The sequence below is a fragment of the Ruegeria sp. AH3 genome (genome assembly GCF_056536265.1).
The window spans coordinates 2,635,647-2,660,340 of record NZ_JBQFJL010000001.1 but is presented as its reverse complement, the minus strand read 5'-3'; the positions used below and the strand labels follow the sequence as shown (position 1 = coordinate 2,660,340).

Annotated in this window: 28 protein-coding genes; 20 read left to right on the top strand and 8 right to left on the bottom strand. The window is 57.1% G+C overall.

Annotated elements, in window-relative coordinates; translation table 11 throughout:
• Positions 1–29 precede the first annotated feature (29 nt).
• On the top strand, positions 30–935 hold the full coding sequence (locus ACR3EM_RS13445; protein WP_480471164.1) for a Rossmann-fold NAD(P)-binding domain-containing protein: 906 nt from the start codon (positions 30–32) through the stop codon (positions 933–935).
• A 70-nt stretch (positions 936–1,005) separates the two neighbouring features.
• Here ACR3EM_RS13445 and ACR3EM_RS13440 read toward each other — a convergent pair whose 3' ends face one another.
• From ACR3EM_RS13440 to ACR3EM_RS13415, 6 genes are all read right to left on the bottom strand, one after another.
• Positions 1,006–2,028: an endonuclease/exonuclease/phosphatase family protein gene (locus ACR3EM_RS13440; protein ID WP_480471163.1), complete on the bottom strand. Its 1,023-nt coding sequence runs from the start codon at positions 2,026–2,028 to the stop codon at positions 1,006–1,008.
• Positions 2,025–2,855, bottom strand: coding sequence for a hypothetical protein (locus tag ACR3EM_RS13435; protein WP_480471162.1), 831 nt, complete (start codon positions 2,853–2,855; stop codon positions 2,025–2,027). The genes ACR3EM_RS13440 and ACR3EM_RS13435 overlap by 4 nt, the downstream gene beginning before the upstream one ends.
• Positions 2,856–3,188: 333 nt before the next feature.
• Entirely contained in the window at positions 3,189–3,794 is a 606-nt protein-coding gene (gene leuD, locus ACR3EM_RS13430; RefSeq protein ID WP_480471161.1) for a 3-isopropylmalate dehydratase small subunit, read from the bottom strand.
• A 43-nt stretch (positions 3,795–3,837) separates the two neighbouring features.
• A complete protein-coding gene (locus tag ACR3EM_RS13425; RefSeq protein WP_480471160.1) occupies positions 3,838–4,392 on the bottom strand; it encodes an HdeD family acid-resistance protein in 555 nt (184 codons plus the stop codon).
• Between the two features lie 37 nt (positions 4,393–4,429).
• Positions 4,430–5,833, bottom strand: coding sequence for a 3-isopropylmalate dehydratase large subunit (gene leuC / locus ACR3EM_RS13420; protein WP_480471159.1), 1,404 nt, complete (start codon positions 5,831–5,833; stop codon positions 4,430–4,432).
• Between the two features lie 43 nt (positions 5,834–5,876).
• Entirely contained in the window at positions 5,877–5,972 is a 96-nt protein-coding gene (locus ACR3EM_RS13415; RefSeq protein ID WP_480471158.1) for an isopropylmalate isomerase, read from the bottom strand.
• A gap of 102 nt (positions 5,973–6,074) precedes the next feature.
• On the opposite strand from ACR3EM_RS13415, the gene ACR3EM_RS13410 reads away from it, so the two are divergent.
• The 4 genes from ACR3EM_RS13410 to ACR3EM_RS13395 all read left to right on the top strand — a co-directional run bounded on the left by ACR3EM_RS13410 (position 6,075) and on the right by ACR3EM_RS13395 (position 8,954).
• Positions 6,075–7,427: a mechanosensitive ion channel family protein gene (locus ACR3EM_RS13410; RefSeq protein ID WP_480471157.1), complete on the top strand. Its 1,353-nt coding sequence runs from the start codon at positions 6,075–6,077 to the stop codon at positions 7,425–7,427.
• A 162-nt stretch (positions 7,428–7,589) separates the two neighbouring features.
• Entirely contained in the window at positions 7,590–7,952 is a 363-nt protein-coding gene (rsfS, locus tag ACR3EM_RS13405; RefSeq protein WP_480471156.1) for a ribosome silencing factor, read from the top strand.
• A gap of 44 nt (positions 7,953–7,996) precedes the next feature.
• The gene (gene rlmH, locus ACR3EM_RS13400) at positions 7,997–8,467 is read left to right on the top strand and encodes a 23S rRNA (pseudouridine(1915)-N(3))-methyltransferase RlmH (protein WP_480471155.1); all 471 of its coding nucleotides are present in this window, start codon (positions 7,997–7,999) and stop codon (positions 8,465–8,467) included.
• A gap of 1 nt (position 8,468) precedes the next feature.
• On the top strand, positions 8,469–8,954 hold the full coding sequence (locus ACR3EM_RS13395) for a flavodoxin family protein (RefSeq protein WP_480471154.1): 486 nt from the start codon (positions 8,469–8,471) through the stop codon (positions 8,952–8,954).
• Here ACR3EM_RS13395 and ACR3EM_RS13390 read toward each other — a convergent pair.
• Together ACR3EM_RS13390 and ACR3EM_RS13385 are read right to left on the bottom strand one after the other, a co-directional pair.
• Positions 8,951–9,298 carry a hypothetical protein gene (locus ACR3EM_RS13390; protein WP_480471153.1) on the bottom strand — a complete coding sequence of 116 codons (348 nt, stop codon included), beginning with the start codon at positions 9,296–9,298 and terminating at the stop codon, positions 8,951–8,953. The genes ACR3EM_RS13395 and ACR3EM_RS13390 overlap by 4 nt on opposite strands.
• Positions 9,299–9,333: 35 nt before the next feature.
• On the bottom strand, positions 9,334–10,044 hold the full coding sequence (locus tag ACR3EM_RS13385) for a DUF599 domain-containing protein (protein WP_480471152.1): 711 nt from the start codon (positions 10,042–10,044) through the stop codon (positions 9,334–9,336).
• Between the two features lie 79 nt (positions 10,045–10,123).
• Between ACR3EM_RS13385 and ACR3EM_RS13380 the strand changes: the two genes are divergently transcribed.
• From ACR3EM_RS13380 to ACR3EM_RS13310, 15 genes are all read left to right on the top strand, one after another.
• Entirely contained in the window at positions 10,124–11,563 is a 1,440-nt protein-coding gene (locus tag ACR3EM_RS13380) for an FAD-linked oxidase C-terminal domain-containing protein (RefSeq protein WP_480471151.1), read from the top strand.
• Positions 11,564–11,626: 63 nt separating this feature from the next.
• Positions 11,627–12,727, top strand: coding sequence for an FAD-binding protein (locus ACR3EM_RS13375; RefSeq protein WP_480471150.1), 1,101 nt, complete (start codon positions 11,627–11,629; stop codon positions 12,725–12,727).
• A gap of 3 nt (positions 12,728–12,730) precedes the next feature.
• The gene (gene glcF, locus ACR3EM_RS13370) at positions 12,731–14,044 is read left to right on the top strand and encodes a glycolate oxidase subunit GlcF (protein ID WP_480471149.1); all 1,314 of its coding nucleotides are present in this window, start codon (positions 12,731–12,733) and stop codon (positions 14,042–14,044) included.
• A 115-nt stretch (positions 14,045–14,159) separates the two neighbouring features.
• Entirely contained in the window at positions 14,160–14,945 is a 786-nt protein-coding gene (locus tag ACR3EM_RS13365) for a trypsin-like serine peptidase (protein WP_480471148.1), read from the top strand.
• Between the two features lie 23 nt (positions 14,946–14,968).
• Positions 14,969–15,760: a trypsin-like serine peptidase gene (locus ACR3EM_RS13360; RefSeq protein WP_480471147.1), complete on the top strand. Its 792-nt coding sequence runs from the start codon at positions 14,969–14,971 to the stop codon at positions 15,758–15,760.
• Between the two features lie 122 nt (positions 15,761–15,882).
• Entirely contained in the window at positions 15,883–16,350 is a 468-nt protein-coding gene (locus ACR3EM_RS13355) for an Hsp20 family protein (RefSeq protein ID WP_480471146.1), read from the top strand.
• Positions 16,351–16,575: 225 nt separating this feature from the next.
• Positions 16,576–17,007 (top strand): hypothetical protein, encoded by a 432-nt coding sequence (locus ACR3EM_RS13350; protein ID WP_480471145.1) that lies wholly within the window; start codon positions 16,576–16,578, stop codon positions 17,005–17,007.
• Between the two features lie 210 nt (positions 17,008–17,217).
• Positions 17,218–18,297, top strand: coding sequence for a coiled-coil domain-containing protein (locus ACR3EM_RS13345; protein ID WP_170423295.1), 1,080 nt, complete (start codon positions 17,218–17,220; stop codon positions 18,295–18,297).
• Positions 18,298–18,306: 9 nt separating this feature from the next.
• Entirely contained in the window at positions 18,307–18,582 is a 276-nt protein-coding gene (locus tag ACR3EM_RS13340) for a hypothetical protein (protein ID WP_480471144.1), read from the top strand.
• Positions 18,575–19,693 (top strand): hypothetical protein, encoded by a 1,119-nt coding sequence (locus ACR3EM_RS13335; RefSeq protein WP_480471143.1) that lies wholly within the window; start codon positions 18,575–18,577, stop codon positions 19,691–19,693. Before ACR3EM_RS13340 ends, ACR3EM_RS13335 begins: the two co-directional genes overlap by 8 nt.
• Positions 19,694–19,715: 22 nt before the next feature.
• The gene (locus tag ACR3EM_RS13330; RefSeq protein WP_480471142.1) at positions 19,716–21,647 is read left to right on the top strand and encodes an AAA family ATPase; all 1,932 of its coding nucleotides are present in this window, start codon (positions 19,716–19,718) and stop codon (positions 21,645–21,647) included.
• 61 nt (positions 21,648–21,708) lie between these two features.
• Positions 21,709–22,431, top strand: a complete 723-nt coding sequence (locus ACR3EM_RS13325) for a hypothetical protein (protein WP_480471141.1) — start codon at positions 21,709–21,711, stop codon at positions 22,429–22,431.
• Positions 22,428–23,765 (top strand): DUF6638 family protein, encoded by a 1,338-nt coding sequence (locus ACR3EM_RS13320; protein ID WP_480471140.1) that lies wholly within the window; start codon positions 22,428–22,430, stop codon positions 23,763–23,765. Before ACR3EM_RS13325 ends, ACR3EM_RS13320 begins: the two co-directional genes overlap by 4 nt.
• 1 nt (position 23,766) lies before the next feature.
• Positions 23,767–24,033, top strand: coding sequence for a hypothetical protein (locus tag ACR3EM_RS13315; protein WP_480471139.1), 267 nt, complete (start codon positions 23,767–23,769; stop codon positions 24,031–24,033).
• A gap of 10 nt (positions 24,034–24,043) precedes the next feature.
• Entirely contained in the window at positions 24,044–24,688 is a 645-nt protein-coding gene (locus tag ACR3EM_RS13310; RefSeq protein ID WP_480471138.1) for a DUF1523 family protein, read from the top strand.
• The last annotated feature ends 6 nt before the right edge of the window (positions 24,689–24,694 follow it).

The following is a 24,694-nucleotide window of genomic DNA, read 5'->3' as shown; positions in this document are numbered from 1 at the left end:
GAGTAAATTGAGAGCATCAGGAGGAATACATGCAACAAACAGCGCTAATCCTTGGTGCCTCAGGGCGTTTTGGCCGCAACTCAGCTGCAGCGTTTTCTCATGCGGGCTGGTCCGTGCGCCGTTTCAACCGTGCCTCGGATGATCTGAAAGCTGCGGCCTGCGATGTGGATGTCATCGTGAATGCGTGGAACCCGCCCTATCCGGACTGGGCGCGTGATGTGCCGACGTTGCATCGCAGAGTGATCGCGGCTGCTGAAAGCAGCGGGGCCACCGTTATCTTGCCCGGCAATGTCTATGTCTTTGGCGCAGACGCTCGTGCCCCTTGGTCGTCTGAGACGCCACATTTGGCCACCAATCCGCTCGGTCGTATTCGCATTGAGATGGAGGCTTCCTATCGCGATTCATCCGTGCAGACCATTTTGCTGCGGGCCGGAGATTTCATCGATACCGCTACATCGGGGAACTGGTTTGATCAGGTGCTGATCAAGCATCTGCGTCGTGGTCGCTTCGTATATCCCGGTAATCCCGACATCCCGCATGCCTGGGCATATCTGCCTGATCTGACCCGCGCTGCTGTCCGCTTGGCCGAGATGCGCGCCGACCTGCCACGATACAACGATATTCTGTTTGCAGGTTATACGCTATCCGGCAACGACCTTGCGCGGGCGTTGTCGCGGGTGATTGAGCGCGAGGTTGAACTGCGGAAGATGGCTTGGTGGCCGTTGCAATTGGCCCGTCCGTTCTGGCGTATGGCGCCTCATCTGCTTGAAATGCGGTACCTGTGGGACACGCCGCATCGTTTGGATGGTGCGCGGTTTGAAGCGCTGCTGCCTGATTTTGTGCAGACTGATCTTTCTGCAGCGTTGACAGCTGCAGTTCCGGGTTTTGCCGTACAACCGCGCGGACAATCGGGCGGTGCCCCTCTTTGGTCATAACGCGCATTGCTGTTCTCTTATGCTGAACGCCGCTTCATGGGAGGTATCCCAAGCGCGTTAGCATCACCGATCACTGATCGAGCAGATCGACCCAGACCAGTCGATGACGGCTGGCAGTCTCGGCGTTGTCACGATCCGGTTGAGGTGGCCAATACGCACCTGCATCCTGTATCTGCCAATCGGCCGAGGGCAGGACATAATCGACCCGCATCTCGCCCACGCCCTTCCAGAGAACCGTCGCGGTGGAACCTTCCGCATTCGTGGGTTTTGGGTCTTGCAGCAAAGGGTGGGCAAGCAGGTCCCGGATGGCGTCCTTGCGACCTTCACCGCCATCCGGGTCGAGATTTGCATCCCCCGCTATTACGAACCGATTTGATGGAGCAGGGCCAATCTCTTTCTCCATGAGCACTGACCAGAACCTTATCTCATCTCTGTTTCGCAGACCGTTGCGGTCCTCTGGCCCGTCAAACACCGGTGGGCTGGCGTGGAACGTCATCAGCTCAAGACGACCCCCGGGCGCATCGATCGGAATGACCCAATGGGCAGTTGAAGAAAGCCGTTGAATGGCTTGCGCTTGGGGCGACGGAAATGGAGCATTCCTAGCGACAGGCAGCGTAGCACCCGGAAGATCCTGCCATAGCATCGTGGAGTAGACCTGCACCTGATCTTCCGCGATGGGATGTCGTGATAGAACGGCCAAACCGCCTTGCCCTGTGAACCGGCCCCAGCCCTGAGCATCGCCCGGCCCGCCGGTTTTGCCGTCTCCGTCCAGATCTATCGGGGTTTCGAGCCCTGAATTGGGTTGTGCCGAAAAGCTGTGAGGATAAGTCAGACCCGCTTCGTCCAGCTTCGTCTGAAGGGCGGTCAGGGTCAACCCATCCAGATCCCAATCGATCCCCTGCAGTGTCACGATATCGGGACGTGTCTCCGTCAGCACTTCGACCACCGCACTCACTTGTGGGTCGCCCCGTCTGATATCCCGCAGCAAGAGCCCCGGCCCCTCGCGGCTGAGTTCGGTGTTATAAGTGGCGACTCGCAATATGTCTGCCTGCGCCGAAAGGGGCAGCAGCAGTACAATAAGGGCTCGGATCATGCGATCTGAGTGGCCTCGGAGGTTGAGTAGGCGCGGCGTTTTTCGACAATCAGTCCCGCGATGCGCAAGGTCGCCATACCCCGCATGATCATGCTGGCAGGCAGGAAAGCCCAGGCGCACAATGTCCAGATCAGGGTTTGAGGATTACTGAGGGCAATTGGAGCCGCAAAGGCAGCCATCAGTTTCACCACGGCTGGAATCAGGAATGGCAGCAGCACCCCGATGGCGATGTTCAAACGGCCATCCCGTTGCAGCCGGGTCACCACATCACCACCCTTAGTAGGGTCGAACAAGGGCAGATTGGTCCAGACATTGAAGGCTCCGTTGCCCATGGGCCAGCCCCGCAGCTTGACCGCGTAGGCAAAGCTACCAATCGTGGCCAACGCGGCGACATAAGCGATGCTTGCTGAGATGCGTACCAGTTCAATCAAAGGTTGGCTGGCGTTGTCAGGCAGCATCAGTACAACCAGACGCACGGGCGAATAAGGGAAATCTGCCACATTCGAAACCGCCAGCCCGGTCGCATAGAACAGGCTGGTCATATGCGTCGGCGCATAAACGTTTTTGCAGATCATCGTCAGGAAGATGACCATCGATACAAGCCCGACAAAACGCAGACGGTTCACCGGTGCGGCATCACGAAATTCGATAAAGCTGGGAAAGGCGGAGTTATATTCGGAGAACGTCAACAGGAACGCCAGGATGGCGAGAAAAACAACGATCTCTGTCCCATTAGACGTCGAAGCTGGCAGGTACAACGCGGGAGTGAGCACCATAAGCGCCACCAATATTCCACGTATCGCCGCTCCTGTTGTGCGTGCAATCAAAATCCGAACCCTTTTTTCCAAACCGGAGTGGCCGATTCTATGTCGACTTCACTTCCAACTTGTGCGGACCGTTCGTTTAGTGACGGTTACCTCAGTATCGCCAAGATTGACGATAAGCGGTATTTCGCTCAAGCCGGAGTGCAGAAAACACGCACTTTCGGGCAAAATGATGGCGCAACTGGTGCGGGATTGCATCATTTTCGACGCAAATTCGACGTGTATCTCAATATGATACCTAGATGTAGTGGTTTGCGGACTTTTAGCCCCAAGAATGCGAACGGGGCCGCGCTTGCGACCCCGTAAGGTTGAGTATCAACAGATTCGTCCCCAGAATCATACCCAAGGGCGGGACTGGCTTGCGTGATCCTCGAATTTGTCGATGTGATGGTCTTTTTCCATGGTCAGACCAATGTCATCCAGACCGTTCAGCAGGCAGTGTTTGCGGTGCGGGTCGATGTCGAATTCAATTTCAACACCATCCGATGTGGTGATCTTCTGATTTTCCAGATGCACAGTCATGCGGGCGTTTTCGCCTTTGTGTGCGTCGTCCATCAGAATCGCGTGGTGCTCTTCTTCGACCACGATCGGCAGGATGCCGTTCTTGAAGCAGTTGTTAAAAAAGATGTCGGCGAAGCTGGTCGAGATCACGACCTTGATGCCGAAATCCTTGATCGCCCAAGGCGCATGTTCGCGCGATGAGCCGCAGCCGAAATTGTCGCCAGCAACCAGAATCTCGGTCTGTCGATAGGCGGGTTTGTTCAGAACGAACTCTTCATTCTCCTGCCCGTCATCGTGATAGCGCATCTCGTCAAACAGAACGACGCCCAGACCGGACCGCTTGATGGTTTTCAGATGCACTTTGGGGATGATCATATCGGTGTCGATGTTGATCAGTGGCATTGGGGCGGCCACCCCGTGGACTTTTTCGAACTTTTCCATCTCTACACTCCTGCAGGAGAGGGCCGCGCCCTGTATCCTGCGTTTAAGCCTCTTTGGCTTTTGTTGTTTCGTCCTTGGGTGCGTTCTTGACGAAGAACGCCATGAAGACCAATCCAAACCCGTTGAACAGCATCTCGATGCCCAGCAGGATACCCAGCAAGCTCAGCAGGGCCGCGGGTTCCGCCGCCGCATAAGACCAGATGATACCGGCCAGAACGATCGACAAGATGCCCGAGATCAGCGTGGGCCAGAAAAACTGCGTTCCCTTCATCTGGAACGACAGGATGACCCGCGCGATGCCACCTGCCATGAACAGGATCAGCATCACGGTCGCCAGCGTCAGCGTGCCCTGCAGCGGGTGATCCAGGAAGGACCAGCCCAGAAACAGCATGACCGCACCCATGATGAGCGACAGGATCTTGTTGCCAGCGCCTTCAACGGTGAAGCCGCCGACCAGCTGCAATGCGCCTGCAATCAGCAGCAGCACACCGGTTACGACCGTTACAGCCACGGATGCCACCACCGGTGCGCCCAGCACAAAGACGCCAAACGCGATGGACAGCAGTCCAAGCAAAAGCCATTTGATCCAGTCACTCATGTCTTCAATCCCTCAAATATCTAGATATGAGGGCACCTTACATCAGTTCGCGGACGTCTGTCAGCCGTCCTGTGATTGCCGCTGCGGCAGCCATTGCCGGGCTCAGCAGATGGGTACGTCCACCTCGACCCTGACGACCTTCGAAGTTGCGGTTCGAAGTCGCAGCGCAGCGCTCGCCCGGTTGCAGCTGGTCGGGGTTCATCGCCAGACACATCGAGCATCCGGCCAGACGCCATTCGAATCCGGCCTCTTTGAAGATGTCCGCCAGACCTTCTTCTTCGGCCTGAGCACGCACCAGACCCGAACCGGGCACGACCATGGCGCGCATCCCGTCCTTGATCTTCTTACCTTTCAGGATCTCAGCCGCGGCGCGCAGGTCCTCGATGCGGCCGTTGGTGCATGAGCCGATGAAAACGGTATCGATTTCGACATCGCTCAGCTTCTGACCGGCTTCCAGACCCATGTACTCGATCGAACGGCGGGCCGCGTCGACTTTACCGCCTTCGAAATCTTCGGGGTGCGGTACGGATGCGGTGATCGGCAGTACATCCTCGGGGCTGGTGCCCCATGTGACGACCGGAGCAATGTCTTCGCCGCGCAGGGTGATGACCTTGTCAAAATGCGCACCTTCGTCGGTATAGAGGGTTTTCCACCAGTCCATCGCGGCTTCCCACTGGGCACCTTTCGGGGCATGAGGGCGACCTTTGACATATTCGAACGTGGTCTCGTCTGGTGCAATAAGACCCGCGCGTGCGCCACCTTCGATGGCCATATTGCAGACGGTCATGCGGCCTTCCATCGATAGATCGCGGATCGCTTCGCCGCTATATTCGATGACATAGCCGGTACCGCCCGCGGTGCCGGTTTCCCCGATCACGGCCAGAGTGATGTCCTTGGCGGTCACGCCCGGCTGCAGTTTGCCGGTGATCTCGACCTTCATGTTCTTGGATTTCTTTTGGATCAGGGTCTGCGTGGCCAGTACGTGTTCAACCTCGGACGTGCCGATACCATGCGCCAGCGCGCCGAATGCACCGTGAGTGGCGGTGTGGCTGTCGCCACAGACAACGGTCATGCCGGGCAGGGTCCAGCCTTGCTCGGGGCCGACGATGTGTACGATACCCTGACGAATATCATTCACTGGATAATAGTGGATGCCGAAATCCTTGGCGTTCTTATCCAAAGCTTCGACTTGAATACGCGATTCGGGGTTTTCGATCCCGTTCACCCGATCCGGCGTGGTTGGGACGTTGTGATCCGGCACAGCGATGGTTTTCTCTGGTGCGCGTACTGGTCGACCGGCCATGCGCAGACCTTCAAAGGCCTGCGGACTAGTGACTTCGTGCACCAAGTGGCGATCGATATAAAGCAGGCAGGTGCCATCATCGGCTTCATGCGCGACATGGGCATCCCAGATCTTGTCATAGAGTGTTTTGGGGGACATCGGTCCTCTCCCGTATGTAATGAGAAATAGCTGGCGAGTTGGCTCAGGCCGCCGATAGGCAGGCCAAGACCGTGCGGGCAGCCCCAAAGAACCGTTCACGCAGGCGCGCGCGGTCTTCCAGATTCTGTTCTTGGGCCACATTGAGTCTCATGCGCACCAGATATAACGGGGTTTGTCGTCAATCAAGGTTCAATCCGGCTGTGGGCTTGCATCGCGCATCAACGCTGTCCAAGCTGGGGACATGAATAAGGATTTGCTACCGGAAACGCTGTCCGAGCTTTATGCCAACATGACGGCGGCCTTTTCAGAACAGTTGGAAAACCTGATCGAGCTGATCGTAACGCCGGGCTGGCGGCAATACCAACTGGTTATCATCCTGTTCCTCTGGGGGCTGGCGTTTCTGCTGAAGCTGTTGACCCAGACCCGATGGGAGACTTGGGCCCGTGCCCGCACGGGTTGGCCGAAATGGCGTTTGCGTATTTTGATCCAGCTGATGCGCCGTCTTACTCTGGTCTATTTCGTGGTGCTCTCGTGGGGCCTGTATTGGATCATGCAGCAGGCAACATGGCCCTCGCGCAGCTATATCATTGGCGTTTTTGCGACACTGGCTGCAGCTTGGCTTGCGATTGCGCTGGTCTCGCGGCTGGTGCGCAATCGGACGTTGCGGCAGATATTCAAGTGGTCCATGTGGGTCTATGCAACGCTGATTGCGCTGAACCTGACGGATGACGTCGCAGGGTTTCTCGACGGCGTGGCGCTGTCTATCGGTGATCTGCACATCTCGGCTTTGGGGATCATCAAAGCGGTTCTGCTGATCGGCGTGCTGTTGACGCTTGCTCGGCTCGGAACTCGGGCAGCGGAGCGTGGCCTTAAGAGCAACGATGACATCACGCCGTCGATGCAGGTCCTGCTGGCCAAGGGCATTCAGGTGCTGCTGTATGGCGCGGTTTTCATGGCGGCGATCCGCACGTTGGGCTTCGATCTGACGGGGATAGCTCTGTTATCTGGCGCAATCGGTGTGGGGATCGGTTTCGGATTGCAAAAGGTGGTCTCGAACCTGATTTCGGGCATCATCATCCTGATGGACCGGTCGATCAAACCCGGTGACGTGATCTCGCTCGGCGACACGTTTGGTTGGATCAACGCGCTTGGCGCACGTTATGTTTCGGTGGTGACGCGGGACGGACGGGAGTACCTGATCCCGAATGAAGACCTGATCACCAATCAGGTTGTGAACTGGTCGCATTCCGACAAGTTCGTTCGGCTGGATCTTGAGTTTGGCACCAGCTATGGCGATGACCCGCACAAGGTGCGTGCCACGGCGATCCGGGCCGTGAAAACCGTCGGTCGGGTACTGAGCGGTGGGTCACATGAGCCTGTCTGCCACATCACCGGTTTTGGCGACAGCAGCGTGGACTATGTGCTGCGGTTCTGGATCAGCGATCCGACCAAGGGGCTGACCAATATCCGGGGCAATGTCTATCTTGCGCTGTGGGACGCATTTCAGGCCGAAGAGATCTCGCTGCCTTTCCCGCAGCGCGAAGTGCGCCTGCTGTCCGACGACGCCGAGGCGCAACAGCTCGCCAAAGAGTGAGCGGATGTCACGGACTGAAACAGCGCGTTTATTGAAATGTTGCAATCCCCTTGTTACCTTATTAGTACCCCAGCGCCGGGGATTTGGCGGCGCGTTGCAAAGGAGGACTATGTCCTGTCTCTACATACACAGGCGGGTTTGCCCGCCGAAGATGGGGCCAGCATGATGGCCCGCTCTCAGTCAATCAGCGATAAGCTGCTTGAACGTATCCTTTCCTCACTTTCCGATGACAAGGCCGAAGACGTCGTGCAGATCAACCTGCAAGGTAAGTCTTCTGTTGCGGATCACATGGTGATTGCCTCGGGTCGGTCGACCCGTCAGGTTTCGGCCATGGCGGAAAAGCTGATGGATCGTATCAAGCAGGAGTTCGGTTTCACCTCGAAGGTCGAAGGCAAGGATGCCGGCGACTGGGTGTTGATCGATACGGGCGACGTGATCGTCCATATCTTCCGCCCCGAAGTGCGTGAATTCTATCAGCTGGAAAAGATGTGGCTGCCTCAGGGCGGCAGCGCCTCGGCGAACTGAGGCGCCATCCCGGCCTGTATTGAAGGGCCGGAGGCGAGAGAGATATGCGTATCAGCATAGTTGCGGTTGGGCGATTGCGCGCCGGACCGGAGAAATCCCTGCTTGACGACTACCTGACCCGTTTTGACCGGACCGGCCGTGCGCTGGGCCTTGGTCCCGCACGGGTGATCGAGGTTGAAGACAAGAAAAACGCGGGCATGGGGGCCGAGGCTGCCCTGCTGCGCAAGGCGCTGCCCAAAGGCGCTGTGATCTGCACGCTGGACGAACGCGGGCGGGTGATGTCGTCGCCGGATTTTGCGCAGAAGCTGGGCGGCTGGCGCGATGCCGGGCGGCAGGATCTGGCGCTGATCATCGGTGGAGCGGACGGAATAGATCCTAACCTGCGGGCTGAAGCAGATTTTTCCATCTCATTCGGATCGATGGTCTGGCCTCATATGCTGGTCCGTGTGATGCTGGCCGAGCAACTCTATCGGGCCGCAACCATCTTGTCGGGCGGTCCCTATCACCGGGTCTGACATGGCGCAGCTTCTGATCGTTTACCATTCGCGCACCGGCGGTGCCCGGCAAATGGCCGAAGCCGCAGCCGAAGCGGCACGGGACGAGGCGGAGGTCGTGCTGAAATTCGCCGATCAAGCCGGGCCCAACGACCTGCTGGCCGCTGATGGTTACATCTTTTGCGCACCCGAGAATCTGGCGGCGATTTCGGGCCTCATGAAAGAGTTCTTCGACCGTAGCTACTATCCTGTGCTGGGCAAGATCGAAGGCCGCCCCTATGCCCAGATGATCTGCGCCGGGTCCGACGGGGAAAACGCCGCCCGCCAGATCGCCCGTATTGCCACCGGCTGGCGGCTGAAAGAGGTGCAGCCACCGCTGATCCTCTGCACCCACGCGCAAACGTCTGAGGCCATTCTGGCCGAAAAGACCATTCCACAGGATCAACTGGAGCAATGCCGCGAAATCGGCGCGGCGCTGGGCGCGGGTCTGACGCTGGGCGTGTTTTAGTTAAGGGGAACCACAAAGGTATCTTTTGCCCAACCATCCACATTGGTGCGGGCCTGAACTTGTACCTGAGCAGTACCGACCGGGATAGCGATGCCACTCAATGACCGGGTAAAGGGCTGTTCGTTCTCATGCGGGTGATGCAGTACGCGCATCCCAAGCTCTGTCCCGTCCATATCCAGCACGCGCCAACCGTCGGCATAATCATCCCAGCCGGTTTCAGGATGCGAGACGGTTACGTCGAATCGCCACGTATCGCCGCTTTGCTTGGCGGTGACGTTTTCAATCACGGGATCATCGGCAAAGGCGGGGCTGGCCAGAAGGGTCGCAAGAATCACATATCGCATGGTGTGAATGTACGGTTTCGGTGCCGCAAATGGGATCACGTCTTTGTGTTAGCCGTCTGTTTCATCAGGATGGAACGGGATTGCGATGCAAACTCCCGCCGATAGAGCACGCCAAAGGTGATTACCGCGCCGACCATCAGGGCCACGGGGCCGAGGATCCAAGCCAATGACGCCAGTGCAAAATAAGTCGCCCGCAAAGCACGGTTAAAGCTGCGGGCAGCGGTGACGCAAATCTCGGCTGCTTGCGCTGCGCGTGGATAAGCGGCGGGGTCTTCGGGCTCGTTGGGCACCGCGGCCATCAGAATCGCGCAGTAGCCGAATAGGCGATGGGCCCAGACATATTTCAGGAAGGCGTTGGCGAGAAAAAGGATCACGATCAGTATCTTGATCTCCCACACAACGGCTGGCGCGCTGCCAATAGCCAAATCATTGGCGACACCGGCCAGACGCTCGGTATTTCCCAGCAGCGCCAAGCCGCCACCAATCGCGATCATCGTGGTCGATGCAAAAAACGTACTGCCCTGCCGCATCGCTGCCACGACCTGTGCGTCGAACATGCGAGGTTGCCGGGTGACCATTTCCCGCATCCAACCGCGACGAAAGTCGTCCATCATCATTGCCACGGATTGTTTTTTGGGCGAGGGGTTTTCGATGCGCCAGCCGATGCCCAGCCAAGCACCAAGCAGCAGTGTGATGGCGATGTAGTCCAACGACGAAAACAGAGCGGCACGATCAATCCAGGTCATGCTGCGACAGTAGGACCGCAGGTGCGAACTTGCCAGACGGATAAATTGGTAATATTATTTTACCAAATGGAGGTCAGCCATGGAAATGCCCACGCCAAGCCCCGCGGTCCTCAGCCGCAAATCCCAGGTCGTCGCGCGATTGTCGCAGGTTCTGCCTGAAGACGCGATCATTCACGACCCTGCTGAGACCCGTGCTTATGAATGCGATGCGCTGACCGCTTACCGATGCCCACCGATGCTGGCCGTTCTGCCGTCGAACACGCAGGAGGTTTCAGATATTCTGCGCATTTGCCACGACGAGGGCGTGCCGGTGGTGCCGCGCGGGTCGGGCACCTCGCTGGCCGGAGGTGCTTTGCCCACAGCGGATTGCGTCATTCTGGGTGTGGCGCGGATGAATGATGTGCTGGAGGTCGACTATGACAACCGTTTCATCAGAGTTCAGTCGGGCCGCACCAATCTGAGCGTCACCGGCGCGGTCGAGGAAGAAGATTTCTTTTACGCGCCCGATCCGTCATCCCAATTGGCCTGCGCGATTGCAGGCAATATCGCGATGAACTCAGGTGGCGCGCATTGTCTGAAATACGGCGTGACCACGAATAACCTGATGGGCGTGACCATGGTGATGATGGACGGCACCGTGGTCGAGATCGGAGGCGCGTATCTGGACGCGGGTGGGCTGGACTTGCTGGGCGTTATCTGCGGCTCCGAAGGGCAGCTGGGCGTGGTGACTGAGGCCACGTTGCGCATTCTGCGCAAGCCAGAGGGCGCCCGGCCTGTGTTGATGGGGTTTGATGACAACGAGATCGCTGGCCAATGTGTCTCTGACATTATCAAATCGGGCATCCTACCAGTCGCGATCGAGTTCATGGACCGTTTGTGTATTCAGGCCTGTGAGAATTTCGCCAAGGCTGGATATCCCGATTGCGAAGCGTTGTTGATTGTCGAGGTTGAGGGCTCGGAGGCCGAGATCGACTATCAATTGTCGAAGATTGTTGAGATCGCCAAACGGCACAACCCGGTCGAATTGCGTGAGAGTCAGTCGGCGGAGGAAAGCGCCAAGATCTGGCTGGGTCGAAAATCGGCCTTTGGGGCGATGGGGCAGATGAACGATTATATGTGCCTTGATGGAACAATACCTGTTTCTGCACTGCCTGCCGTGTTGCGCCGGATCGGCGAGTTGAGCGTCGAATACGGCCTGCCCGTCGGCAATGTCTTTCATGCGGGGGATGGGAATATGCACCCTCTGATCCTGTTTGATGCCAACAAGCCTGGCGATCTTGAGAAATGCGAGGCTTTCGGGGCCGAGATCCTAAAGCTCTGCGTTGATGAGGGCGGCTGCCTGACCGGCGAGCATGGCGTGGGGATCGAAAAGCGCGATCTGATGCATCATCAATACGCATCCGCTGATCTTGAGGCGCAGATGGCGGTCAAGGATGTGTTCGATCCAGCGTGGTTGTTGAACCCGGCAAAGGTGTTCCCTCTGGACGCGTCTGAGGGGCGTCGGATGGCAGCAGAATAGCGGGCCAGATCTGTGCCTTACGTGGTGCAAGGCTACTGATTATTTTTGAACAGAAGAAGTGATATGGGACCAGAGACAGAAGCGGAACTGGCCGAGATGGTGGCGGGGCTGAATGGTCCCGTGCGGATTGCCGGTGGCGGAACGCGCGGGGTGACCGGGGCGGAACCTGTGCTGAGCACAGCAGGGTTGAGAGGTATTGCACTTTATGAGCCCGGAGCGTTGACCCTTGTGGTACAGGCGGGGACGCCATTGGCTGAGATTGAAGCGACGCTGGATGCGGAAGGGCAGCAACTGGCTTTTGAGCCGATGGATCATCGCGGGTTGCTGGGGATCGAAGGCACACCGACCATTGGTGGGGTTGTCGCGGCTAATATATCGGGCCCTCGGCGCATTCAGGCGGGGGCTTGTCGGGATTTTCTGTTGGGCGTGCGTTACGTCGATGGTCTTGGCCAAGTGGTTAAGAATGGTGGCCGGGTAATGAAAAACGTCACTGGCTATGATCTGGTCAAGCTGATGGGCGGGTCATGGGGCACTTTGGGTGTGTTGACAGAAGTCTCGCTGAAAGTGTTACCCAAACCGGAACAGGTCGCGACCTTAACGATTGCGGTACCAAATGTCGAAACGGCGGTGCAAGCGCTGTCGGCGGCGTTGAAATCTCCGTTTGAGGTCACCGGCGCGGCGTATGATCCAGGTGCACAAAAAGCCTTTGTTAGGATCGAAGGTTTTGCAGATTCAGTTGCGTATCGGGTTGATAGACTGACATCGGTGTTAGGGCAGTTAGGTTCTGTGTCAGAAGAGGTTGACCCTGCGTCGATCTGGACGGCCATTCGCGATGTTCATGCGTTTAAGGGCAAGCAAGGGGACGTCTGGCGTTTGTCTGTCAAACCCGGCGATGCATCAGAGATCGTCGCTCGCGCCAAGGCCGACCAGTTGCTGCTTGACTGGGGCGGCGGGTTAATCTGGGTATGCGTCCCGGCTGGAACGAATCTCAGAACCCGGTTGGGTGCATTTGCTGGCCATGCGACTCTGGTGCGTGCGGATCATGAGACCTTCGCAAAACTTGGGAGATTTCAACCAGAGGATGCGGCTATTTCGGCTCTAACGCGAGGAATTCAGGCTAAATTTGACCCACGCGGTATCTTCAATCCGGGGCTAATGGGGTAGGCGATGCAGACGACCTTTAGTGAAAAGCAACTGCAGGACCCGGCGATCCAGCGCTCGAACGAGATTCTGCGGAGCTGTGTGCATTGCGGGTTTTGCACAGCGACTTGCCCCACCTATCAGGTACTGGGCGATGAGTTGGACAGCCCGCGCGGCCGTATCTATCTGATCAAGGACATGCTGGAGAATGAGCGTGTTCCGGATGAGAAAACGGTCAAACATATTGACCGGTGCCTCTCATGCCTGGCGTGCATGACGACCTGTCCTTCGGGCGTGCACTATATGCATCTGGTTGATCACGCACGGGAATATATCGAGGCAAATTACAAGCGACCTCTGACAGATCGTATGCTGCGCTGGATTCTGTCGCGGATATTGCCCTATCCGATGCGATTTCGCTGGGCGCTGATCGGGGCTAAGCTGGGCAGGCCGTTCAGGTTCCTGATGCCTGATGCCAGATTGCGGGCGATGCTCGACATGGCGCCGAAACATATTCCCCCAGTCAGCCGCAATGACGATCCGCAGAGTTTCACACCCAAAGGCACGCCGATAAAGCGGGTTGCATTGATGACGGGCTGCGCACAGAAGGCACTCAATACCGACATCAATGACGCCACGATCCGCCTGTTGATGCGTTTGGGGTGTGAGGTGGTCGTGGCCGAAGGAGCAGGTTGCTGCGGCGCGCTGACCCATCACATGGGAAAGACTGCCGAAAGTCACCGTGCCGCCGCGGCCAATATTCGTGCCTGGATGCGTGAGATGGATACGGATGCGCTGGACGCCATCGTCATAAACACATCCGGTTGTGGTACGACGGTGAAAGACTATGGTCATATGTTCCGCAACGATCCGTTGGCGCAGGATGCCGCGCGAGTCTCAGAGATTGCCATGGATATCAGCGAGCTGCTTGTGCAACTCGATCTGCCGGAAATGATGGGTCAGGATTTGGTTGTTGCTTATCACGCGGCATGCTCGCTCCAACATGGCCAGCAGATCAAATCGCATCCGAAAGATCTGTTAAAGCGGGCCGGATTTACCGTGTTAGAGCCTGTTGACAGCCATCTGTGTTGTGGCAGTGCCGGGACGTATAACCTGATGCAGCCCGAGATTTCAGCCAAGCTGAAGCAGCGCAAAGTGCGCACGCTTGAGGCAAAGAAACCGGATGTGATCGCGGCAGGGAATATCGGCTGCATGATGCAGATCGGTTCTGGCGCCAAGACGCCCGTGGTGCATACGGTAGAACTGTTGGATTGGGCAACCGGAGGCCCACGTCCGCGCGCCATGTGCGCAGAATCGTCAGAGGTTCCTATCCTGCGCTGATCCCATTGGAGCAACACGGCATTGTTGGGGGTCAAAGCCCTGAGGCGGTGCTGCCCTAATTTTGCCGCACCTCGCGCGTACGACTCGGGGCCGGACCCAATGACCGGAGACCCACGTGCGCAACTGGATCACGGCCTTTGCACTCAGCCTGCTCCCCATGGCCACGCAGGCACAGGATACCGGGCTGGAACGCCTTGAGACCTCGCATGCTGGACGCGCGTGGATGGCTGTGGGGCGTCTGGATATCGACGGAACCGGATTTTGCACCGGGGCGTTGATCTCGCCCACATTGGTGCTGACGGCAGCGCATTGTCTGTTCGACAAGGTTACAAAGCAACCGATTGATCCGGCACGGATCGAGTTTCTGGCTGGCTGGCGGTTGGGTCACGCGTTGGCCTATCGGGCAGCACAGCGCACTGTTGTGCATCCCCAGTACGAATATGATGGCGGGTCCTCGGCTACGCGGGTGCGTCACGATATTGCATTGATCGAGCTGCGGCAGCCGATCCGGAATACCGCTGTCATGCCATTCGAAACGGGAGATCGCCCGTCAAACGGCGAGGACGTGGGTGTAGTATCTTATGCCCATGACCGGGCCGAGGCACCGTCACTGCAAGAGGTCTGCTCGGTCATGGCGCGTCAGGCCGGTATTCTGGTGATGTCCTGCGATGTCGATTTTGGGTCTTCTGGGGCGCCAATCTTCTCATTCGATGGTGAGCGTCCGCGCATTGTTTCTGTCGTGGCTGCCAAGGCCGAGATGCACGGCAAGAGCGTGGCGCTGGGTACCGCATTGGATCAGTCACTTGAGCTGCTGCAAGCCGAGTTGTCGCAAGGACGCGGCCTGAACGCATCACCGGTCAACGGTTCCAAGAATCTAGGAGCGAAATTTCTGAAACCATGACCCGATCCTTTCTTATTTTTTCATTGATCTTTTCCGTTCTTTTCACTTCCGCGCACGCTCAGAACAGTGGCAAGCGACGTCTGACTGATCGCGATGATCTCTACGGTTGGGAGGCGGTCGGTCGGCTCGATATCGGCAGCAGTGGCTTCTGCACTGGCACCCTGATTGCGAAGGACATGGTGTTGACGGCCGCGCATTGCGCACTGAACAAAGCAACCGGTAAACCTTATGCCCCCGGAGAGGTGACCTTTCGCGCAGGGTTAAGTGATGGTGAAGCTCTTGCCGAACGCAAGGTTATCCAGATCGCCGCGCATCCAGATTTCATCGCCAACGCCCCGGTTTCCGTGCCCAGAATCCGCGTTGATGTGGCTCTAATGCGCTTGGAAGAGCCCATTCCTTATGCCATCGCCGATCCGTTCGCCTTGTTCAGCGGGCGGGTCACCGACAGCGAGATCAGCGTCGCCTCATACGGGCGCGGTCGGGCCGAGGCGATCACGCGTCAGCGATCGTGCCAGATTTTGCAGCGCGGGCAGGGGTTGATCAGTTTTGATTGCGACATCACATTCGGATCGTCCGGTTCCGCGATCCTGGCCAAGAACGGGCCACGCTGGCAGATTCTCTCGGTTGTATCTGCGGGTGCGTCTGACGGCCGTCGCAAGATCGGCTACGGCATGGAGCTTTCAGGCATCGTCTCGGAACTGAAGGCTATGATGCGCCGCGATGCGCCGCGTCCGACTGCGACAATCCGCAGGCTGCAGCCGGGGACTGACAAATCAAGTTCTGGCGCCAAGTTTATCAGCGCAGGCGGGTCTTGAACCGCGCCAATTCTCTTCCCATCTGAGCTGTATCGGGTCGCCTGAACAGGGGCCCGTGCAATCACCGCCCGTCCAAAACGGAGGGCACATTCGCAAATCGCTCAATGAAGAGGATATGACACATGCGTACATTTGATTTTGCACCGCTGCACCGCGCAACCATCGGTTTTGACCGCGTTGCAGATATGATGGACCGGGTTTTGACCAACGACGTGGCTCAGCCCAGCTATCCACCGTACAATATCGAGAAAACCGACGTCGACACCTACCGGATTTCTGTTGCTGTCGCCGGCTTCTCGGAAAACGATCTGTCGGTCGAAGTGAAAGAGAACTCGCTGGTCGTCTCTGGCAAGAAAGCCGCTGAAGACAAAGAGCGCAGCTATCTGCACCGTGGCATCGCCACCCGCGCATTCGAGCGCCGTTTCGCTCTGGCCGACCACGTGCGCGTCACCGGCGCGAGCCACGAAAACGGCATGCTGAACATCGACCTCAAGCGCGAGGTGCCTGAGGCCCTGAAACCGCGCAAGATTGAGATCTCTTCGGCCAAGGCCATCGAAAAGGACGTAGTTGACGCCAAGGCCGTGAACTGAGGCATTTGATCACCTTGCGGTAATCTCTTCCTCTCTGGATTATCGCAACACACGCCCCGCGTTCCTCCAGGCGCGGGGCGAAGTTGTATCCAACGTGACCCCGGACATGGCGGGCAGCACGTTCTCACTAAGATCTGGCAATAGTTTAGGTCGTCAGGCTAGTCTCTTCTGGAACACTTCAATGAACTGAATTTTGTTCACTGCCTTCAGAGGGAGACGAAATAGATGCGAATGAAATCCGTTTTTGCCGCTATAGTCTGTGCCGTTGTTGCATCGACCACACTGACCGCGACACCAACCCGTGCCAACGATACCGGAGCGCTTATCGCTGGGGTCGCGTTGGGTGTGCTGGGAGCGTCGATCGCCAAACACCATCACAAGCACGGATCAAAATACCAGAAGCACCCGCATATTTCGCCCGAGGAGAATGCGATCGGGCTTTGTATGCATCGGACCCACACCGCCATGAGCAATCAAGGCTACTATGCCGTCGATTTTGAGCGGACGCTTTCCTATACGACGAATTCTGATGGCATCGATCTGATTGATTTGGAGGTCGCGCGCTCGAAGGACAGCAATGATGCGCGGAGCCACATAAAAGCCCATTGCGCTATTCAAGATGATTCTGTGGTTAATTTCCGGTATTCGAACTACTGAGCTTGCCCATCGGCAGCTTCAACTTAAGAAAACCAAGCGCTTCTATTTTCCCTTCTGAAAACCAGCAGGCAATGTGTCTCGGCCTTGTCTCTGCGTCTATCTTTTTGGCGTCGAGTTTGTCACAGTCTTGGTGATTTGGAGACCCAAGGGGATGTAAATTGCCATAACATTCTCTATGTCATTGGATGATAAGAAGAATAGGGATAGCAGATGTCGAACCAGCAATTCGAAGCATTGATTCAAGAGACGCAACAGAAAGTCCGCGAAAGCCAATCGCAGATTGAAGGCTTGACCTCACGGATCGAAGCAGCTCGTGCCAAGATCGGAACCGCCGAGGCGGATATCGACATTGAAAATGCCACTTTGGAAGATGTGCACGCCCATACCGAGGTGATGAACGCCAACATCGCCGAGCTGATCATGGGGCTCGACGACGTGACCAACGCGTTTTCCAAGGATTTCGACGAAATGCGTTCGAAAACCGGGTGGGAGTCGTTCGTCGGCATCTTCGCCAAGGCCAAATCCGAGTCCATGCGGCAGGAACGCATGCGCACCGCCAATATTGATGACAAGCTGCAGGACCTGATCGCCAAGTCCGATGTGATCGTAAAGTTGCTGGAAGGGCAGTTGTCGGTACTGGAGGAACAGCGCGTCAAGGTCGAAGACAACCTAACTGTCACGCTGGATGACCGTGAGGCGACGGTGGCCGAGTTGGAAGCACTGCGCGCCGAGATTCAGGGTATGGACCCGACAATCATCACGCTGGAAAACAAAATCAGCGTCGAACAGGACGCCGCTGCGCGGACCCAGCTGGAAACTGAACTGGCCGAGTTGAACAAGCAGTACAACGCCAAGGTTCAGGAAGAGCAGGTCAAGCTGGCCAAGTCTCAGACGCTGGAGCGCTATATCGAAAAGGGCAAAACCTGGGTCGATTCACTCCAAAATCAGGCGGCGACGCAGATGGTGCTGATCAACAAGCTGCAGACAGACACGCAACAACGCGTGGTGCTGTATGACGCCCTGACCAAATCGCTGAAAACTGCACAGCAGCAGGACGTGGCCCACCGCATCAACGAGATCGGTGTGCAAACCGACCAAGAGGCGCAAACCGCCATGGCCGCTATCGGCACCGCGACCAACCAGAAAATGGCCGACATGCTCGAGGCGCATGAGGACCACATGGTCTTTGCCCGCGACGTGCTGGAGAAAAAGGCCAAGGCGGATGAACGCTTTGCCCGCCGGTTCGCCTCGATTGTCGAGAAGCATGATAAGAATTTGTATGGCGGGTGAGGCGCTTCAGTGACGTTCCGTTCCAAAGGCAAGCCAAAGGGTATACGCGACAGGTTCAGAATAGGGATTCTCTTTGTTGTCTTTGGCGGGTTCCTAACTTTGCTTCTTCTGACAGCTAATTTAATGCCAGACCATTTGGTGACTAAACTTGTGCTGATAGCGGGTGTTCTTTTGGTGACATTCTGCCTCTGCGTTCTGTTCGCCAACGGTCTCATCAAGCTTGAACAGCTTGATGAGAAGTTGTTCGGTCGCCGACAAAGAAAAGAGCGCGTGGATAATGACTGACCCCACCCAAGACCATGTCGGTCTGACCGACACCTTTGCCTCGCGCCGCTATTTCCGCAAATTCGAGGTGATCACCGTCCACCTCCTGCGCGTGGCCGCGACGATGGAGGCCGAAGGCGCGATCTCGAAACAAGAGGTGCGAATCGTATCGCGCTACCTCTCAGGGCTGCTCTACACCTTCCGAGCGCTCAGCATGAAGTACCTGCTGGTCGGGCGCGATACCGGGCGGTTCTTTGGCAGCCTCGCCATGGACAAGCGCGACAGCGGGTTTCCGGTGGCGGCCGAGCTGCTGACGATGGCCAATGATGCGCAACAGGCGCAGGTGCATCTGGCGAATATGCCCTCGGAAGACGACCTGAAAACCGACATGGTGCGGACGATCATTGGCGATCAGGAAATCCCGACCAAACTGCAATTCGCGCTGTCCCAAAGGCTCTATTACGAGGAATTGCTGAAAGGTCAGCTGTTCTGGGCCCGCAACGATCCCGAATGCCACTGGATCGGGAATGAGGGCGAACGGCGCAAGTTCATGATCCATTGGGCGGTCTATGACAGTCAGATCAACCTGCCGGTCATCTATCTGATGCAGCTGGAGGATAGCGGCAAAACCGCCCTTCCCAAAGACCAACGCCGCTGGCCCGAAGTGCAGGCGCATCTGATGGCGCAGTCTCTGGGCGGGTTGAAACTGGTGACCATAGCCAAAGGGTTCGATCAGGATTTCGACGACCTGCACCCCAAACACATGCGCCGCATCCATGTGGGGCCGATGTATTCCTCGGCCTATACCGAGCAATCCGGCCCTCTGCGGCAAGTGCTGGAGGACGCGCAGTCTCCGCAAGGTCAGGACTGGGCACTGGCCTGGACCACTGAAGAACTGGAAAGCGAAGAGGTGATTGAAGAACGCGCCGGGTGGTTCTCGACCGTCGAGCGCGAAGTCTTTGCGCTGGACCCGTTCGGCGGGCAGGGGGCCGAGACCGGGGCCACGCGCACCCAACGCTCGATCATCCTGCCCCAGCGACCGTTTCAGGTGCTGGCCGAACGCAACCCGCCGGGTTTTGTCGACGTACGCAAGTTCGTCGTCAGCAAGGCCGGGCAGGTCTTGAGATATTGAAGACAGTGAAAGCGATTTTGAAATGAGTTTGACGTCAGATCAAATGGAATTGCGCGAAGACGATATTCGCAAGCATTATCCCGCAGCGACCGCCTTGCTGAACGGTTTCGAGCACGCTCCGCGGATTGCAAAGGCAGTTGAGACCGCTGTTGAACGGTCTCCGGGCGTGACCACGGGTCGAAGGTTTCGGTCGACAACGCCGGGGCTGGTAACACGGAGCACCGTGCGGAAGGACGGAGTGCATCTGGTCGAACGGATCGAAGCCTCGGATGATGGCGATACACTGGTGTCTCCGCCGCAGGCGACCACGCAACAGGCCATCCGTCGTGCTATTGCCATCGCACTGGCCGTAGCCGAGGCGTACGCCGAGCAGACCCCCCTGGCTGACCTGAAACGTGCGAACCTAGCGGGCGATTTGCCAGCCGCCCGAAAGACAGAGTTCTCAGAATTGCTGACGGCTGAGGCGCTGATCACTTTACACACCTTCGGCAACGCATTGGCCTATCTGATATCCTCGCATCTTGGCGAAACCACTGTTGATCTTGGCGAAATCGAAGAGGTCTTGACTGACAACGGCCAACTCGCCCTGCACGGCGCGCTTTGGGAGCTGGACCAAGTCCTCGCCAAATACGCGCCCGACGACGCGCACCTGATCGCTGCCACCAGCGCTTATGCCGAACAGCTGATGGAAAAAGCCGCCTTGCGCGCCCAATCCGCAGGCCATCTGGCCCCGTTCCAGAACGCCGCCTGGCATATCGAGGCGGATGATCTGACGATCCGGGGGTTCGAACCGGCCTCCAAAGCCAAATCCACCACTCTGACCATGACGTTCAAGAAGCCGAACGAGGTGGTCGGCAACCACATCGCCAAGTATCAGGCGATGAAGCTGGCCAAGATGGTCATGGCCTATGACTTCGACCGCCGCCTGAACCCGTTTGCTGAACTGGGTGGGTTCATCTTTACCTTCATGGGCGATGGCAAACCGGGCACCGGCAAGACCACGCTGATCCAGATGATGGCCGGGCTGATCAATGACTATTGCCAGAACGCGGGCTATCCGTTCCGCTATCAGAACCTGAGCACCGACAATATCGATAGCTATCAGGGCAAGTCCGGCCAGAACGCCAAAGCGTTTATCAACACGATCATCGACCCCTCGGTCATCGGGTTCGGCACCATCGACGATATCGACCAACTGGCGGGCAAACGCGGTGACCGGCAGTCCTCGGCCGGGCAACTGGAAATCACCGCCGTGCTGATGGAGAGTTTTGCCGGCGCTAATACCGTCGTGCGCGGCAACTGCACCTTTGGCATGTTCTCGAACTACCCCGAGAACGTCGACGATGCCCTGCGCCAGCGGGCGGGCGCGCGGTTCTTGGTGGACGGGCCGCAGACGCGCGAGGATTACATCGACATCCTGCACCTGCTGATGGGCCGCAACCACGACATCCCGCTGGGCGCACACGAAGCCTATGCCGCGCAGGAGATCAAGAAGGCCGTCGCCGCCAGTTTCGAAAGCCATTCCCGCCCGCATGAGGACGCCTTGCTGCAGGTCTATGACCGGGTGTCCGGCGAGATCGGCCAGATGGACACGATTGCGAAGCTGGGCACCTATCTCAAGGCGATCCAGCAGGCCGATGAGCGCTTTACCGGCCGCGCGATCAAGAACATCACCGACGCGGTCAAGGTTCGCGCGATGGACTTCGAACTGCCGGATGAGTGGATGGAGAACCCCGATCTGTTCCTGTTCCGCGATTACGACACCAAGAAGGCGATGATCGAGGACCTGCGCCAGTCGATCACCGTGGAAATGGTGATCCAAGAGATCAACCGCTACGCCGACAGCGAGTTCCGCTATGCCGACAAGAGTGACGAGGTCGCTATCGAGAACGCCGTGCGCGAGATGGGCCGGATGGAAGAGGCCAAGCGGCGGTATCTGGAGGGGAAGGGGTAAAACATTGAGGCAAAGCGACCTTACATCGTGGCGCTCTGCTCCGATGATAATTGGCTACTTCTTGACCGGCGTTTTCTTGGCGTTTTGGATTGCGGTTGCGTTTTCCGATGCCGTAACTAGTGGATCTTGTGCCAACCGGTTCTGTGAGTTTTGGAAGGCACCAACCAATGAAATAGGTGACACTTTCGCAGGCTTGTTTGGTTCATTAGCGTTCGTCTGGATTATTGTAACCGTACTGCTCCAAGGGCGTGAGCTGGCTGCGCAACGAGAAGAACTGAGATTGGCAAGGGCGGAGTCGAAGCGCACTGCGGATGCACTTTCTGAGCAAGTTGCGGTTCTAAAAGACGAGCAAAAACAGAGAGATGAAATTCGAGCAGAAAATGAATTTCTTGCTTTGGTCAAAAATTGGAATCGACATTTCTCACGACTTAAAAGTCATCTTTGGACCCTCAACCACTCTGAGAAAGGTGGGCGGGTAATTGGCCTTTTCGACACTTTACCAGATAATGAACCCATTGTTTCTTTTGAAATTTCCTGTCGCAAACTGCTCCATGGGTTTTATGAACTTGGACTTGAGAAAAGGGAGAGCTTTATAATTGAGAAGACCCCCAACAGAAGTGAGGGCATTTTTGAGCTAAAACGAATAGCTGATCGGATCGAGGAGCTTCAAGAAAGACTTTCAGAAGCAAAACGTGAAGAACTAGCAGGGACGCAGTTCAGCGCGGCTCGAATAGCCCTACAGTTAGTGTTAGAGAATGATCGGTATTGGGGAGATGAAGCATGATCCGCCTCATCGAAAAAGGCCTGATGTTCGGCAACCTCGTCCACATCTCCAGCCCGGCCTTAGTCGAGCGTTATAACCGCGCGCTGCAGCATCTGGCGGGCAAGACCACGGCGCTGACGGATTTCCATGTCGATATCTCGGGCTATTCGCCAGAGGTGGGGATTGAGCTGGAAGACGAGCTTTACCTCAATCCCAATGGGGTCAACCGGCAGTTCATCCTGCTGACGACCGAGCAGAAACGCGCGCCTTTGCTGAACGTCAAATTCTCGACCTCGCGCGATATCCTGCGTGAATTCATCGAGATGAACGAGGCGCAGTTGTTCGCCCTCACCGCCACCGATGCGGTGGCCGGAGAGCTGGTGAATTCGGTCATCAAACTCACCACGCCGGGCGATTTACTCAATATCAAAAAGATCGAAATCGAGGCTGATACCGCAGGCGGCACTCTGCGCAAGGCTGAGCAACTGGCGGGTATGGTCGAACGGTTCAAAACCGAAGAGGACGCCTGGTTCGATGACGTTCTGATCGCCAAGATGATCGAAACGGCCAAGGAAACCGGCGACGTCACCCGCAACCCCGTCCGCCTGCGCCACACTGCGTTCGAGCAGCGGAATTTCTGGACCGCGCATTTCGGTGGGCTCTATCTGTTTCCCGATCTCGATCACCCGGCGGCGATTTGCAAGGGCGAAACGCCGGACGATCTGCCTTTGAAGCACGTGTTTCAAAAGACGCAGCACAATCAGATCGCCAAGTTCCTTGGATTGAATAATCTGGTAGAAACGATCATCGAAGCGCGGGGCGTGAACTCGGCGGCGATCCTTCAGCAAAAAATGGATTTTCTGACCATTTCCGCCGCTGCGGATGCGGATGTCGATTTGGCGGGACTTGATCGCAGCGATATGCGCCGTCTGGCGCGAAACCACGCGGATCGCCTGCCTGAGGCGTATCACGGGCTTGCTCAACTTCTGCGCTGGGCAACCGATGGGGGGCCATGGCCGCGCATCGCCTCGGATCATCCGGCCTATTTCTACACGCTGCGTGCAACCGATACGCCGCATCGGGATCTGGTCAACATGCTCCTTTCCGAACTGGCCCCGCTGGATCCTCGGCAGCTGTTCATTTGCCACAAAGAGCTGTTCTACAACACCTACAAATCCTGGCCCGAGAGCAAGAAAGCCTATGTTGCCGACTTCCTCGCGCGCGAGTATCAGGTGGACAAATCAGGCGCCCGCGCCGCACTGTTCGGGCATGAGCCGGACATGAGCGGCAATGATCGTGCCAGTGATGCAGTCATTGCTCGGGTTGGTCCTTGGGGCGCGATAAGGAAGGGTTGAGATGTTCGGAGCGATGCGCCTGATAGTGATCCTGCTGATCCTCCAGACGATAGCTTATGTCGCTTTGTCCTTGTATTCGCGCGGTGTGCGTCGCCGCAAGCTTGAGGACTGGTGGGATGCAAAGGGTAAGACCGGCGACAAGGATGCCTTTGTCGCGCGGGGGCTGCATGTCTATGATAACTCGTTCCGGCGCAAGCTGATCCTGGGCATCTATATCGTGCCTTGGGTGGCGATCGGCGCGCTGATCTATATAGTGAATTACATGTGAGAGGTACGGCATGGCCTATGTGAAATGGGCATTCATTATCATCTTTTGGGTCACCGTTGGCGCGATCCTGCAATACTCGCTGCCGCAGCATGACATCGTGCGGATCGTGAATACCTATGAAGAACGACAGGATCTGAATGATTGGACCCGGATTTTCTGGTCCGAGCCCGAGGATCAATCGACCAGCCTGTCCAATCGCGACGTGCAGTTCATTCAGGCCGTCCGCGCCAATGGCAAACCAATCGTCTATCGCAACGAGGATACCGGCTGGGGTTGGCCGCCCTACTTCAAGTTCGATACCGCGAACCTGTATACTGAGGCGAACGATGCCAAATCCACCAAAGACAATCCGGATTGGGTGGTTGTAACCCACTATGGCTGGCGCAATGAATTCATGTCGATCTTTCCCAACGCTGTATTCATCCGGCATGTTGATGGGCCGGATGTGCGGATCATCCCTTGGTTCAACATTATCTTCCTGACCGTGCTCGCAGCCGTTCTCTGGGCGATCTGGGTCCGGTGGCGCCGGTTTCGGCAGAAACGGATTGATCCTGTATTGGAGAACATGGAAGACGGTATCTATGCCGCAGGCGATGCGATCGGCGAAAAGCGCAGAGGTTTCCGTCGCTGGATTGACAGTTGGAAATCAAAGTAGCGCGTG